A 12,670-nucleotide genomic window follows, 5' to 3' on the forward strand; every position below is an offset into this window, starting at 1 on the left:
TCCGCATTAACCCTTATCCGCGGTTCGCACTTCTGGGGCCTCTTCATTCCGCGGTTTACACTCCTGAGCCCCCTCCATCCCGCGGATTACACTCCTGGGCCCCCTCCATCCCGCCGTTCACACCCCCCGTCGTCCCCCCAGCGGGTCCCACTCCCAGACCCCATCCCGTGGTTCACACCGGGCAACCTACAATTTCTTCAACCCCTGCAAAAAACAGATATACTCATCGATCACCTCATTGTTCATCGTATACTTGATATTGCGGCCTTCCTTTTCGGGGAGAATGATCGAGGTCTCCGTCAGTTGCTTGAGATGATGACAGATCGAAGGCTGCGCAAGATTGATATTGTCATAAAGATCGACACAGTAAAGCCAGTCGTTCTTTTTTGATCTCGCTGAGGATTTTTAGCCTTGTTGGGTCGGAAAGAGCCTTGGAGATCTTTTCCGCCTGTTTAGCGTCCATCTGCGCCATATGACAATTTTTTTCTAAGTTACAATAATTTCCCCTCCCCTTCCTATCTTGCAAACATGAATTTCCATCTTTCCCAGATACCCGAGCGAACAGCAAGACCCCGCACCTTTGGCCTGACAATGGTCAACGACAAAGGCCTCAGCGTCGCTGAAGCCCGCCATCTGGTGTCCGGCGCGGGTCCGCACGTCGACCTCGTGAAACTGGCCTTTGGAACCCCCCTCGTCACCACCGGCCTCGACGAGAAAATTCGGATCTTCCAGGACGCTGGTATCCCCGTCTACTTCGGCGGCCTGCTCTTCGAAGCATTCGTCATACGCAACCAGTTTGACGACTTTCTCGCCCTCCTGAAAGAATACAATATCACCTATACAGAAGTCTCCGACGGGAGCATCGACATCACCCATTCCGAGAAATGCGGCTATATCGAAAAACTCGCGAAATACGGAACCGTCCTCAGCGAGATCGGCTCAAGGGACAAAGACCGCGAACATATCACCCCACCCTATCAGTGGATACAGCTAATGCAGGCCGAACTGACCGCCGGCTCTTCCTATATCGTCGCTGAAGCCCGGGAGACCGGTACCGTCGGCATCTACCGCGACTCCGGAGAAGTGCGCGAAGGCCTGGTACAGGAGATCCTGACAAAAGTACCCGCTGAAAAAATACTCTGGGAAGCTCCCCGCAAAGACCAGCAACTCTACTTCCTGCAGCTGGTTGGAGCAAACGCCAACCTCGGAAATATCACCCCTTCGGAAGTCATCGCACTGGAAGCCATGCGCATAGGCCTCCGCGGCGACACCTTTGACCTCTTCCTGAAGGACAGCTAAACTGCCCCGCGTCCTATCTAATAGCTTTTATTATAATATTATAACGACCCCGGCGTTATAGTTGGGAATTTCCTACCCTACACTTGACTGTCTGGATTTTATTAACTATTTTCAGCGCCGCTACTGACCATAGCGCCGTACGAAAAGACTTAGAACCCAATGAAATTCCTATCGCAAAAAACGCTGTGGCTACCCGGCCGTCTGAAAGCATTTGGCCTGGACGAAGAATGGCAGGACAAACTAAAAGCTCCTGCCTTCAATGCACAGCAATTTTTCGAGAGACTCAAGACCATCGGGTCGGAGTACACCTTGGACGAATACGATAAACGCAAGCTGGGTATCTTCAACCAGCTTAATTTTTTCAGCTGGTCACGGGCATCATCATCCCCATCGCGGGCAGCCTCAGCAACAAACACTTTCCCCTCATCGCATGGGTCATCGCCTGCCTCCCCGCTACCATCAGCATCCTCGTACTCACACTCACCCATCGCGGCCGCTATGACCTGGCGCAGATCGCCTACTTCGTACTATATCCCCTCGTCACCGGCATCGTCTATCTCTGGGGGATCAATATGGGCATCGAACTGTCATTCATCCTCTACGGTATCCTCTCCGTTTTCTTTATACAGGACATCAGCCAGATGCTCTTCGCCCTGGGCCTGACCATGGTAAGCTATTTCGTGCTCGCAGTCCTCTGCAAAGACTATCGCTACCAGCTGGCCACCGCCAACGTCTGGTTCTATTTTTTCAACCAGGCCCTCGCCATCGTCTTCATCTTCTACGGCCTGTTCCTGATAAAAAAGAGAACGCCGGCTACCAGCAAAGCATCCTGCAGCAGAAAGAGGAGATCGCCGCCAACGGCATCCTGCTCCAGCAGCAGACAGACCAGCTCGACCCGGCTCAACGGCTTCAAGAACCGGCTCTTCTCCATCATCGCTCACGACCTGAAATCGCCCATCTATGCCCTCCGCAACCTCTTCCGCAACATGCAGCAGTACGACCTGCCCGCCGAAGAGATCAAAGGCATGGTCCCCGAAGTGGTCAACGAACTCACGTATACGACAAGCCTCATGGAGAACCTCCTCACATGGGCCCGCAGCCAGATGCAGACCGACGCCGTCAAGCCGCAGATGATCGACGTCTTCGGCCTGATGGAAGACGTAAGCCGCCTCCTCCGCCTCCAGGCCGACGCAAAAAAGATAACCATGAAGCTCGAAGCCGGCGACGAGATCATCGCCTTCGCCGACAAAGACATGGTCCACCTCATCCTGCGCAACCTCCTCTCCAACGCTATCAAATACACGCCCGACGAAGGCTCCATCGACATCGGCGCCCGCATATCAGGCTCCTGGATCCACCTCCACGTAAAGGATACCGGCATGGGAATTCCCCCCGACGCCCTCGAAAAGATCCAGCTCAGCAATTTCTATACTACAAAAGGCACCGCCGGCGAATCCGGCACCGGCCTCGGACTCATGCTCTGCAAGGAGTTCATCAACCGCAACCACGGCACCCTGCAGATCGACAGTACACCCGGTAAAGGCAGCACTTTCACCGTCACCCTGCCCGCCGCTGAATAGTTGACGCAGACACCGTAAATTTGCGGGATGAAAATACAGCTCCTGTCTATCGGCAAGGACCACGAACCATACGTCAAACCCGGCGTTGAAGACTTTACACGCCGCATCTCCAGGTACTACCCCGTCGAATGGAGCCTCATCCCCACCGCCAAAAACGCGGCTACCCTCACCCAACCCGACCTCAAAAAAAGGAAGCAGAGATCATCCTCGGGATTCTCGCAAAAGACGACTTCCTCGTCGCCCTGGACGAACAGGGGAAAACAAATGACCTCAGAAGGCCTCGCCGCTTTCATCCAGAACCGCGCCAACGACAGCACAAAAAACTCGTTTTCCTCATCGGCGGCGTCTACGGCCTCGACGAATCCATCCTTAAACGCGCCGACTACCGATGGTCGCTCTCCCAGCTGACCCTTCCCCACCAGCTCGTACGCCTGCTGCTGGCAGAACAGCTGTACCGGGCATGCACCATCCTCCGCAATGAGAAATATCATCACGCTTAACGATCTATAGATTGGAGATTACCCCAGAAAAGGCTTATTTTGGGAAAAAATTCCAATGTTCTCAGTCACGCCGGTTATCGTAGTCCTTACCTGCCTCGTTTCCTTCGCCGCCTTTTCCAATTACCGTCTGAGAGAAATGCTCATTTTCTGGCCGCCGGCCGTAAGCATGCGCCACCAGTATTATCGTTTTATTACCTGCGGACTCATCCACTACGACTTTCTCCACCTCTTTATGAATATGTTCACCCTCTATTTCTTCGGCCGGGGCGCCGAACTGCTGTACAGGGGCGAGCTGGGTCTGAAACCCTTTTACTATCCGATACTCTATATCTCCGCACTCATCGTCTCCAATATCCCCTCCTACCTCCGCCACAGGGACGACTACAACTATCGCAGCCTCGGCGCGTCAGGGGCTGTATGCGCCGTTATGTTCGCCGTCATCCTCATCCGTCCCTGGGTAACACTGCAGGTATTCGCCTTCATCCCCATGTATTCCATCGTCTTCGCGCTGATCTTCTTAGGCTATTCCATCTATATGTCGCGCCGCGGCGGCGACAACGTCAACCACGACGCACACCTCTGGGGCTCCCTCTATGGCATCGTCTTCACCATCGCCGCACACCCCGACATCGTCAACACCTTTATCAACGAGATCAAACACCCGCCATTCATTTAGTCCCGGGCCGGCGGCTGCCACCCGATCCTCACCACTTCACTTGTCCCGGCGCCAATCCGGCAGCGGTCGTCGATCCGCATGCCCACCACCCACAATATTTTTTTGTTGGACTCGACTACCCATACCTTCTCCTTCTCAGTAAGCGGGAGCCTGGCGTCGATGAATAGCCGCGACAGCTTCTTCTTCTTGCGCATACCCAGCGGATAGAAATAGTCTCCCGTCCGCCATTTACGCAACAACAGCGGATAGACCACCTCGCGGGCATCCAGCCACGCAACGCTCGCGTCACTGATATCCGCCGGCAGATCTGCCACAGACATCCGCCGCTGCACCAGCCTGCCCCCCTCATAATCAATGGCTTCATCCTTCGCCTCCACCAGTATGTTCGACGCACCGGTGCCGGTATCCAGCGGCGAAATGATCAGCCAGGCACGATCCCGCAATACCCTATGCGTAGCCGAGCAAACATATTTCCCCGACCCACTGTCCAGCAACCCAACGACCGCGCCCACCTGCTGCGCGGAAAAGCCAAAAGGAACGATCATCTCATACACGATGGTCGCCAAAGGCCTGACCCCTTTCAGCTTCAGCACCGGCACCCATACCTCATTCCCACGCGATTCCTGCAACCACTTCAACTGCTGATCGATACCCTTCCTGTAAACTTCCTCTATCTCCCTGAACCGGCCGACATTCGCCCCCAGATTGTGTACCGCACCCGGATAGACTTCTTCGATCAGCGGGATCACGCGATGCCTGAGATAATTTCGGGTATATTTATCCGATTCATTCGAGCTGTCTTCCACCCACTCCAGACCTTCCGCCACCGCAAACGCACGTATCGCCTCCCGGCCCGCTGACAACAACGGCCTCACGACCCTCCCCTGCCGCGGCAACATCCCGCGGAGACCGGCAATGCCCGTTCCCTTAAAGAAATTCATCAGCACCGTCTCGATATTGTCGTCCTGGTGATGCGCCGTCACCACCGGACCAGGCGCCACCTCCGCAAACCAGGCATATCTCAGTTCACGCGCAGCCACCTGCACGGATACCCGCTGATTGCCGGCATAGGCCAGCGTATCAAAACGCTTCACCAGGACCTCACGACCATAACGCACTCCCAGCCCGCGGACGAAGCGTTCGTCCCGCTCGCTCTCCTCACCCCGCAACCCAAAATTGCAGTGCGCTATAATATAGTCAAACCCCGCCCGCTGCAACAGCTCGCACAGCACGACGGAATCAAGTCCCCCGCTGACAGCCGCAAGCAGCCGGTCACGCGGGGAAAATAGTTTTTCCCTTCTTATAAACTCCGTGAATTCGAAAAGCAGATCCATTCGTCAAAGTTTTCTAGTCCGCCAACTCGTCATAAGCCGACCGCAGCTCGTTGTACGCCCTCTTCTCCTCCGCCGCCCTCGCCGCCGCCATCCCCTTTTCATACCAGGAAAGCGCCAGCGCCGTCTCGCCCGTCCGTTCGAGCAATTTCCCCAGCTGATAGTAAGAACCCACCGCCGCCGGGTCGTGCGCAAGCACTTCCTCCAGCAGCCGCCTGGCCTCCACATCGTCTCCCTGTTTGCTGTATTCCAATGCCAAAGCATGCTTCGAAAAGGAATCATCGGGATCCGCCTTCAGGAACTCCTTCAATTTCTCGATCCGGTCCATTACCGTTAAATTTTTTAATAATTTATTCCCGAATTAACCGCTCAAACCTTATCTTTGTTTAGTTGCATAAACAACTTTCGTCACCCCCAGGGCGGCGATAAAACATTCCTTCACTTCAAAACGCGAGTGCCAATGAAGATCTTAGTTTGCATCAGCAAAACGCCGGATACAACGGCGAAGATAGCCTTCACCCAGAACAATACAAAGTTTGCCAGCGAGGGAGTCCAGTGGATCCTCAACCCCTATGATGAATGGTACGCCCTCGTACGGGCCATCGAACTCAAGGAAAAAGATCCTTCCTCAGTCGTTCACCTCGTTACGGTCGGCGCCGCCGATATGGAACCCATCATCCGCAAGGCGCTCGCCATCGGCGGAGACGAGGCGATCCGCGTCAATGCCGACAGCCACGACCCATTTTATATCGCTTCCCAGATCGCGGAAATCGCCCGCCAGGGAGCCTACGACCTCATATTTACAGGAAAAGAAACGATCGACTACAACGGCTCCGCCATCGGCGGCATGGTCGCCGAACTGCTCGACCTTCCCTATATTTCACTCGCGACAAAATTTGACCTGAGCGGCACCACGGCCACCGTTATCCGCGAGACAGAAGGCGGGGAAGAGACCGATGAGGTCAGCCTGCCCCTCGTGGTCAGCTGCCAGAAAGGAGTCGCCGAACAACGCATCCCCAACATGAAGGGCATCATGGGCGCCCGCACCAAGCCGCTGAAGGTCGTCGAACCCGCCGCGGCCGAGACGCTCACCACCATCGTCTCCTTCGAGCTGCCGCCGGCCAAAGCCGGTGTCAAACTCATTCCGGCCGATAACCCTGCCGAACTGATCCGCCTCCTCCACGAAGAAGCCCGGGTATTCTAGAACCCTTTAAAAAATTTGACTATGTCAGTCTTAATATTTATCGACCACTCGGAAGGACAGATAAAAAAGCATCCCTGGAGGCCCTCAGCTACGGCGCCGCCCTGGCCGCCTGGCTGGGCACGACCGCAGAAGGCATTCTCCTGGGGACCGTTGACTCAGACCTCAAAACCCTGGGCAAATACGGTATCAAAAAAGTCCACCAGGCCGCCGACAAAAACCTCGACGCCCTGGACGCTCAGGTATACGCAAAGATCATAGCCGATGCCGCCGCACAAACCGGCGCCACCGTCCTCGTCTTCTCCAACAACTTCAACGGCAAGGCCGTCGCCCCCGTGTAGCTGTCCGCCTGAAGGCGGGTCTGGTGACAGGCGCGGTAGCCCTCCCCGATACCTCCAACGGATTCGTCGTCAAAAAGAACGTTTTCTCGGGCAAGGCCTTCGCCCATATCGGTCTCAGCAGCCCTGTAAAAGTAATCGCCCTTAACCCCAATAGTTATCCCGTTAAGGAAGGGGAAGGCAGCGCAGAGATCGCCCCCTGTCCGCGACCGCCGGCACTCCGAAAATTAAAGTGACCGCCGCCACACAGGCTACCGGTGAGGTACCCCTGACAGAAGCCGAACTCGTCGTCAGCGGCGGCAGAGGCCTGAAAGGACCAGAGAACTGGGGCATGGTCGAAGAACTCGCAAAGGTCCTAGGCGCCGCCACCGCCTGCAGCCGCCCTGTCGCAGACGCCCACTGGCGCCCGCATCACGAACACGTCGGCCAGACCGGCATCGCCATCGCGCCCAATCTCTACATCGCCATCGGAATATCCGGCGCCATCCAGCACCTGGCCGGAGTGAACCGAAGCAAGGTCATCGTTGTTGTCAACAAAGACCCGGAAGCGCCCTTCTTCAAAGCTGCCGACTATGGCATTGTAGGCGACGCCTTCGAGGTAGTACCCAAAATGATCGAAGCCGTAAAGAAACTGAAAGGAATGGCATAAAAGATAGGTCCTCTGGGGGTAGACAACCCGTCTAAAGACGCCAGCCTCCGTAAAGACACTTATCCCGTCCTCTTAGAAGCAATTGACCCATAGGTTATTAAAATAGACCCCGCTCGATTTTTTTCATTCGAAGCGGGGTCTGTTTATTTAAAAAAATGCCTTAGTTTCGTGTATTATTTTATGAAGAAGATAGAACTGGAAATAGTCGCTTTGTCACATAGTATAACGCAAACTCATTCCTACGCGGTTGTACTGGGAGAAGTGAATGGCTTAAGACGCCTGCCCATCGTGATTGGGGGATTTGAGGCTCAGGCAATTGCCGTCGCCCTCGAAAAAATGCACCCAAGCCGTCCCCTGACGCACGATCTCATGAAGAATTTCATGAGCGCCTTCACCATCGACCTGCAGGAAATTATCATCTGCGACCTCCAGGAAGGTATCTTCTATTCGAAACTGGTATGCGTCAGCGAGCACGATACCGTCGAGATCGACTCCCGTACCTCCGACGCCCCGGCCCTCGCCGTCCGTTTTGGCTGCCCCATCTATACCTACGAACATATTCTCGATAGCGCCGGAATCCTCATGGAAGACAGCTCTTCCAAAAGAAGAAATCCACCGCAACGGCAACGGTTAGCACCACCGAAAGCAGCTCCCGGGAAGACCTGAAAGCCCTTTCGATGGACGACCTCACGTCCCTGCTCAACGAAGTGCTCGAACAGGAGGACTATATCCGTGCCATCGCCATCCGCGACGAGATCAACAGCCGGCGTAAAACCCGGTAAGATGATCCTCTTCCCCAATTGCAAAATAAACCTCGGGCTCCGCATCCTTCGCAAACGTGACGACGGTTATCACGACCTGGAGACGGTCTTCTATCCCCTCGCGATAAAGGACGTCCTCGGAGATCAACCGCAGTCCCGAACCGGGCTTCACGGCCTACGGCACCCCGATACCCGGCGATCCCCGGAACAATCTGTGCGGAAAGGCCTGGCAAATCCTGAAAAAGGACTTCCCTACCCTCCCCTTCGTCCACATCCATCTCTTTAAACAGATCCCCATCGGCGCCGGCCTCGGCGGCGGCTCCTCCGACGGCGCTTTCACCCTGCTGCTCCTCAATAAACAATTCAACCTCGGCCTGACCGATCCGCAGCTGCTCGACTACGCCGCCCAACTGGGCAGCGACTGCCCCTTTTTCATTTTGAACACGCCGAGCCTCGGGGGGGACGCGGCGAACAGCTGCAGCCCATCCCGGTCGACCTCAAAGGACACGAGATCCTCCTCGTCGATCCCAAAGTCCACGTCAGCACCGCTCAGGCCTTCTCCCTCTGCACACCCGGCGACAAAGGCCCCTCCATAAAAGATACCATTCGACAACCAGTGGAGACCTGGCGCGACCGCCTGACCAACGACTTCGAAGAACCCGTCTTCCGCCTGCACCCCCAACTCAGGGACATAAAGACCCTGCTCTACGACCGCAAAGCCGTTTACGCCTCCCTCACCGGCAGCGGCTCCGGCCTCTTCGGCATCTTCAAAATAGGCACGATGCCCACCCTCACCGCGGGCAGCCTCCCTTTCCATTTTGAAAAATTTGAACTATCTTGCTGAAAATTTTCAACCATCTTCCTGCATCCCTCCATATGCTTCCTGGGTCAAAACCTTGACTTCCTCGACCATCACTCATAACGATATCGCCCCCTGTCGTTCCCATTTTCGATCACCATTCACTTCCTCTATTATGCATACCGTTATGTCAACACCATTGACCGACTCGTCCCGTAACTACCTCGAGCTCGAAGAAAAATATGGCGCCCACAACTACCACCCCCTACCCGTCGTCCTCGACAGGGGAGCCGGCCCCTTCCTATGGGACGTAGACGGCAAAAGATACTATGATTGTCTCAGCGGCTATTCCGCGGTCAACCGGGGACACTGCCATCCCCGCATTGTCTCCGCCCTGACCAACCAGGCCAGCCGTCTCACCCTGACATCGCGCGCCTTTCACAGCGACCTGCTGGGAGAATATGCCCGCTATATCACGTCCTATTTCGGCTATGAAAAAGTATTGCCCATGAATACCGGCGTGGAGGCCGTCGAGACAGCCATCAAGCTCTGCCGCCGCTGGGGCTATCAGGTAAAGGGCATCCCGGAGAACAAGGCAAAAATTATCGTCTGCGCCGACAATTTCCACGGCCGCACGACCACGGTCATTTCCTTCAGCACCGACCCCGACAGCAACCGCCAGTTCGGTCCCTATACCCCCGGCTTCATCGTGATACCCTACAACGATATCCCCGCCCTTATCAAAGCCCTCGATGACAAAGACGTCGCAGGCTTCCTCGTCGAGCCCATCCAGGGCGAAGCAGGCGTCGTCGTCCCGGACGAAGGCTACCTGCAGAAAGCCAGACAAGCCTGCACAGCAGCCGGCGCCCTGTTCATCGCCGACGAGATCCAGACCGGCCTCGCCAGAACAGGAAAAATGCTCGCCTGCGACCACGAAGACGTGCGACCGGATATCCTTATACTCGGCAAGGCGCTCAGCGGCGGCATGCTCCCCGTCTCAGCAGTGCTGGCCGACGACGAGATCATGCTGACGATACGCCCGGGCGAACACGGCTCGACCTACGGCGGCAACCCGCTGGCATGCGCCGTAGCCATGGAAGCCCTCCAGGTGCTGAAAGACGAACGCCTCGCAGACAACGCCCGCGACCTCGGCGAACTCTTCCGAAAAGAAGTGGAAAACTTTGGTTCGCCCCAAATCCGCCTCGTACGCGGAAAAGGACTGCTGAACGCCATCGTCATCGACCACCCGCGCCCCGACGCCGCGTGGGACCTCTGCCTCGCACTCAAAGACAACGGCCTGCTCGCCAAACCCACACACGGCGACAAGATCCGCCTCGCACCACCTCTGGTCATCACCCGCGAACAGCTGCTCGAATGCATATCGATCGTAAAAGAAAGTTTAAAAGTGCTAGCTTTATAAAATGAGTACTCCTGACATAGCCGGACTTCAGCACGACCACCACCACGTCGAACACCATATGAGGAGCTCCGCCATCCTCACCGATATCGTCATCGGCATGTCCGACGGCCTGACCGTCCCCTTCGCCCTCGCTGCCGGCCTAAGCGGCGCCGTACCCCAGAGCCAGCACAGCCTCATCTGGATAGCGGGCCTCGCCGAGATCGCGGCCGGATCCATCGCCATGGGCCTCGGCGGCTACCTCGCGGGTAAGACCGAAGTAGACCACTATAACTCCGAACTAAGACGGGAATACGAAGAAGTCGATAATGTTCCCGAAAAGGAAAGAGACGAAGTCCGCGAGTTCTTCTCCGGACTGGGCCTCAGCAAAGACCTGCAGGAACAGGCTGTAGACGAAATGACCAAAGACAAAGACCGCTGGGTAGACTTCATGATGAAATACGAACTCGGTCTCGACAAACCCGACCCCCAACGGGCCCGCAAAAGCGCATTCAATATCGGATTCTCCTACGTCGTAGGGGACTCATCCCACTCAGTCCCTATTTCTTCATCAGCGACGGACTCGCCGGCCTGAAGATCTCCGCCATCATCACCCTTTGCTGCCTGTTCGTCTTCGGCTATTTTAAAAGCAAGCTCACCGGCGTTCATCCGCTGGGCGGCGCAATCCGCGTCATGGTCATCGGCGCGCTCGCCGCAGGCTGCGCCTTCGCCGTAGCAAAACTCATACAACAGTAAAAGACTATCCCTCCCCCTGATCCTGCTTCACCGGAAGATCGGGCAGGAACGTCATGACCAGCACAATAACCGACGCCCCCAGCATGATCCAGATGCCCGCCAGCTTCTCCGGGCAGATCCCGCCATAACACCCCGAATAAGAAATAAAAGACTTGATCGCCCACGCAATCGCAATCCCGGCGACCAATATATTCGCCCGCTTGGCCCAGACCTTCGGGATCAAAAAAGAAGAATGGATACAACACTAAAAAAAACGATTACCTTCCCCGGCTTGCCATAACGATTCAGCTCCGAGAAAAATCCGGTAAAGGACTTGTTCAGGTCGGGATAATACGCCCAGGGCATCCAACAGGCGCCGATCAGCACAAGCGCGGCCACTACACCGATCAATTGCGAATACTTCATAGCGCGAATATATCCAATAAAATTATACCCGCGACCGTCACCAGCGTCACCGCATGATTGATATACCGGACAAATGCAAATTCCCGGTGCCCGATCTCCCTCTCCCGCACGCCGATATGCGGCTTGACCACCGGCACCCCGCTATAACTGTTCGGCCCGCCGAACCGGCAGTGCATGATCCCCGCAAGCGCCGACTCGGGATAGCCCGAATTGGGACTGGAATGCGCGTGCCCATACCGGAAAATATATATTAGGCCACGCCAACTGCCCGTCACCAGCACCATCAGCAAACCCGTTACCCTGGCCGGAATAAAGTTGGCAACATCATCGAGCCGGGCCGCAAAACACCCAAACAGCCGGAAAGGCTCCCGCTTATATCCGATCATCGAATCCAGCGTATTCACCATCTTGTAGGCCAGCATCGCAGGCACACCCCCTATCGCATAGAACAGCAGCGGCGCAACCACGCCATCGCTCAGATTCTCCGACATCGACTCCAGCACCGCCAGCCTTATCTGCGCCGCCGACAACTTTCCCGTGTCCCTCCCTACGATCCAGGATAGACGACGCCGCCCCGACTCCAGCCCCTCCCCATTCAAAGCGTCGAATACCGCCTGCCCCTCGCTCAACAGCGTCCTGTTCGCCAGCGCAAAAAATACAGACACACTGTCAAATACATAAGCTCCCGGCATCCATACGCGACCCAAAAAACCGTCGACAAATAACCCCACCCCATAAACACTTCCGACAAGCACCACCGTCAGCAATATCCCCTTCATCAGCCGAAATCTTCCCCTGTTCAAAAATCGCTCCCCCTTCGCTATACACCATCCGAAAAATCTCACCGGATGCGGCCAGCCTCGCGGATCGCCCAGCAGAAGATCGGCCGCATACCCAACCAGCAGAGGGATTATCATAGACCAGTCCGGCTGCATTGTTGCAAGGCTTCGGTTAAGAGTTGATTGTCGCAAGGCGACTG

At 55.9% G+C, this 12,670-nt stretch carries 17 protein-coding genes and 3 pseudogenes; 14 read left to right on the forward strand and 6 right to left on the reverse strand.

The window, feature by feature from the left end; genetic code table 11:
• Nucleotides 1–349: 349 nt before the first annotated feature.
• A complete protein-coding gene (locus ACQ86N_RS23790; protein WP_431217282.1) occupies nt 350–472 on the reverse strand; it encodes a hypothetical protein in 123 nt (40 codons plus the stop codon).
• Between the two features lie 56 nt (nt 473–528).
• Between ACQ86N_RS23790 and ACQ86N_RS23795 the strand changes: the two genes are divergently transcribed.
• The 5 genes and pseudogenes from ACQ86N_RS23795 to ACQ86N_RS23815 all read left to right on the forward strand — a co-directional run bounded on the left by ACQ86N_RS23795 (nt 529) and on the right by ACQ86N_RS23815 (nt 4,055).
• Complete coding sequence (locus ACQ86N_RS23795) at nt 529–1,299, forward strand: phosphosulfolactate synthase (protein WP_431217283.1); 771 nt, start codon at nt 529–531, stop codon at nt 1,297–1,299.
• Nucleotides 1,300–1,871: 572 nt separating this feature from the next.
• Nucleotides 1,872–2,879, forward strand: coding sequence for a sensor histidine kinase (locus ACQ86N_RS23800; protein ID WP_431209223.1), 1,008 nt, complete (start codon nt 1,872–1,874; stop codon nt 2,877–2,879).
• A 27-nt stretch (nt 2,880–2,906) separates the two neighbouring features.
• A pseudogene (locus ACQ86N_RS23805) lies at nt 2,907–2,986 on the forward strand (23S rRNA (pseudouridine(1915)-N(3))-methyltransferase RlmH); the annotation flags it as partial.
• Nucleotides 2,987–3,007: 21 nt separating this feature from the next.
• A complete protein-coding gene (locus ACQ86N_RS23810) occupies nt 3,008–3,379 on the forward strand; it encodes a 23S rRNA (pseudouridine(1915)-N(3))-methyltransferase RlmH (protein ID WP_431209224.1) in 372 nt (123 codons plus the stop codon).
• A 55-nt stretch (nt 3,380–3,434) separates the two neighbouring features.
• The gene (locus ACQ86N_RS23815) at nt 3,435–4,055 is read left to right on the forward strand and encodes a rhomboid family intramembrane serine protease (protein ID WP_431209225.1); all 621 of its coding nucleotides are present in this window, start codon (nt 3,435–3,437) and stop codon (nt 4,053–4,055) included.
• Here the strand turns inward: ACQ86N_RS23815 and tilS are convergent.
• Nucleotides 4,052–5,389 carry a tRNA lysidine(34) synthetase TilS gene (tilS, locus tag ACQ86N_RS23820; RefSeq protein WP_431209226.1) on the reverse strand — a complete coding sequence of 446 codons (1,338 nt, stop codon included), beginning with the start codon at nt 5,387–5,389 and terminating at the stop codon, nt 4,052–4,054. The genes ACQ86N_RS23815 and tilS overlap by 4 nt on opposite strands.
• A 13-nt stretch (nt 5,390–5,402) precedes the next feature.
• On the reverse strand, nt 5,403–5,714 hold the full coding sequence (locus ACQ86N_RS23825) for a tetratricopeptide repeat protein (RefSeq protein WP_431209227.1): 312 nt from the start codon (nt 5,712–5,714) through the stop codon (nt 5,403–5,405).
• A 132-nt stretch (nt 5,715–5,846) separates the two neighbouring features.
• Between ACQ86N_RS23825 and ACQ86N_RS23830 the strand changes: the two genes are divergently transcribed.
• From ACQ86N_RS23830 to ACQ86N_RS23870, 9 genes and pseudogenes are all read left to right on the forward strand, one after another.
• Entirely contained in the window at nt 5,847–6,590 is a 744-nt protein-coding gene (locus ACQ86N_RS23830) for an electron transfer flavoprotein subunit beta/FixA family protein (protein ID WP_431209228.1), read from the forward strand.
• 113 nt (nt 6,591–6,703) lie between these two features.
• Nucleotides 6,704–7,161 (forward strand): annotated as a pseudogene (locus tag ACQ86N_RS23835) (hypothetical protein).
• On the forward strand, nt 7,158–7,574 hold the full coding sequence (locus ACQ86N_RS23840) for an electron transfer flavoprotein subunit alpha/FixB family protein (protein WP_431209229.1): 417 nt from the start codon (nt 7,158–7,160) through the stop codon (nt 7,572–7,574). The pseudogene ACQ86N_RS23835 and the gene ACQ86N_RS23840 overlap by 4 nt, the downstream one beginning before the upstream one ends.
• Before the next feature lie 261 nt (nt 7,575–7,835).
• Nucleotides 7,836–8,240, forward strand: coding sequence for a bifunctional nuclease family protein (locus ACQ86N_RS23845; protein WP_431209230.1), 405 nt, complete (start codon nt 7,836–7,838; stop codon nt 8,238–8,240).
• Between the two features lie 117 nt (nt 8,241–8,357).
• The gene (locus tag ACQ86N_RS23850; protein WP_431209231.1) at nt 8,358–8,621 is read left to right on the forward strand and encodes a hypothetical protein; all 264 of its coding nucleotides are present in this window, start codon (nt 8,358–8,360) and stop codon (nt 8,619–8,621) included.
• On the forward strand, nt 8,572–8,931 hold the full coding sequence (locus tag ACQ86N_RS23855; RefSeq protein WP_431217570.1) for a hypothetical protein: 360 nt from the start codon (nt 8,572–8,574) through the stop codon (nt 8,929–8,931). Before ACQ86N_RS23850 ends, ACQ86N_RS23855 begins: the two co-directional genes overlap by 50 nt.
• Before the next feature lie 20 nt (nt 8,932–8,951).
• Nucleotides 8,952–9,179, forward strand: a complete 228-nt coding sequence (locus tag ACQ86N_RS23860; protein WP_431209232.1) for a hypothetical protein — start codon at nt 8,952–8,954, stop codon at nt 9,177–9,179.
• A gap of 142 nt (nt 9,180–9,321) precedes the next feature.
• Nucleotides 9,322–10,554, forward strand: coding sequence for an ornithine--oxo-acid transaminase (gene rocD, locus ACQ86N_RS23865; RefSeq protein WP_431209233.1), 1,233 nt, complete (start codon nt 9,322–9,324; stop codon nt 10,552–10,554).
• Nucleotides 10,555–10,651: 97 nt separating this feature from the next.
• Nucleotides 10,652–11,286: pseudogene (locus tag ACQ86N_RS23870) on the forward strand (VIT1/CCC1 transporter family protein).
• Nucleotides 11,287–11,290: 4 nt separating this feature from the next.
• On the opposite strand, the gene ACQ86N_RS23875 reads toward ACQ86N_RS23870, so the two are convergent.
• Genes ACQ86N_RS23875 through cbiB form a run of 3 tightly spaced genes read right to left on the reverse strand, consistent with a single transcriptional unit; the run spans nt 11,291 to nt 12,608 of the window.
• Nucleotides 11,291–11,509: a hypothetical protein gene (locus ACQ86N_RS23875; protein WP_431209234.1), complete on the reverse strand. Its 219-nt coding sequence runs from the start codon at nt 11,507–11,509 to the stop codon at nt 11,291–11,293.
• Entirely contained in the window at nt 11,506–11,691 is a 186-nt protein-coding gene (locus ACQ86N_RS23880; protein ID WP_431209235.1) for a hypothetical protein, read from the reverse strand. Before ACQ86N_RS23880 ends, ACQ86N_RS23875 begins: the two co-directional genes overlap by 4 nt.
• A complete protein-coding gene (cbiB, locus tag ACQ86N_RS23885) occupies nt 11,688–12,608 on the reverse strand; it encodes an adenosylcobinamide-phosphate synthase CbiB (protein WP_431209236.1) in 921 nt (306 codons plus the stop codon). The genes ACQ86N_RS23880 and cbiB overlap by 4 nt, the downstream gene beginning before the upstream one ends.
• Nucleotides 12,609–12,670: the final 62 nt, after the last annotated feature.

It is taken from the genome of Puia sp. P3, from assembly GCF_050632245.1.
Classification (GTDB): domain Bacteria; phylum Bacteroidota; class Bacteroidia; order Chitinophagales; family Chitinophagaceae; genus Puia.

Excerpts from the sequence above, each read along its gene's own strand:
- ACQ86N_RS23790 (WP_431217282.1), bottom strand. The coding sequence starts at position 472 with ATGGCGCAGATGGACGCTAAACAGGCGGAAAAGATCTCCAAGGCTCTT.
- ACQ86N_RS23795 (WP_431217283.1), top strand. The coding sequence starts at position 529 with ATGAATTTCCATCTTTCCCAGATACCCGAGCGAACAGCAAGACCCCGC.
- ACQ86N_RS23800 (WP_431209223.1), top strand. The coding sequence starts at position 1,872 with ATGGGCATCGAACTGTCATTCATCCTCTACGGTATCCTCTCCGTTTTC.
- ACQ86N_RS23810 (WP_431209224.1), top strand. The coding sequence starts at position 3,008 with ATGGAGCCTCATCCCCACCGCCAAAAACGCGGCTACCCTCACCCAACC.
- ACQ86N_RS23815 (WP_431209225.1), top strand. The coding sequence starts at position 3,435 with ATGTTCTCAGTCACGCCGGTTATCGTAGTCCTTACCTGCCTCGTTTCC.
- tilS (WP_431209226.1), bottom strand. The coding sequence starts at position 5,389 with ATGGATCTGCTTTTCGAATTCACGGAGTTTATAAGAAGGGAAAAACTA.
- ACQ86N_RS23825 (WP_431209227.1), bottom strand. The coding sequence starts at position 5,714 with ATGGACCGGATCGAGAAATTGAAGGAGTTCCTGAAGGCGGATCCCGAT.
- ACQ86N_RS23830 (WP_431209228.1), top strand. The coding sequence starts at position 5,847 with ATGAAGATCTTAGTTTGCATCAGCAAAACGCCGGATACAACGGCGAAG.
- ACQ86N_RS23850 (WP_431209231.1), top strand. The coding sequence starts at position 8,358 with ATGATCCTCTTCCCCAATTGCAAAATAAACCTCGGGCTCCGCATCCTT.
- rocD (WP_431209233.1), top strand. The coding sequence starts at position 9,322 with ATGTCAACACCATTGACCGACTCGTCCCGTAACTACCTCGAGCTCGAA.
- ACQ86N_RS23880 (WP_431209235.1), bottom strand. The coding sequence starts at position 11,691 with ATGAAGTATTCGCAATTGATCGGTGTAGTGGCCGCGCTTGTGCTGATC.
- cbiB (WP_431209236.1), bottom strand. The coding sequence starts at position 12,608 with ATGATAATCCCTCTGCTGGTTGGGTATGCGGCCGATCTTCTGCTGGGC.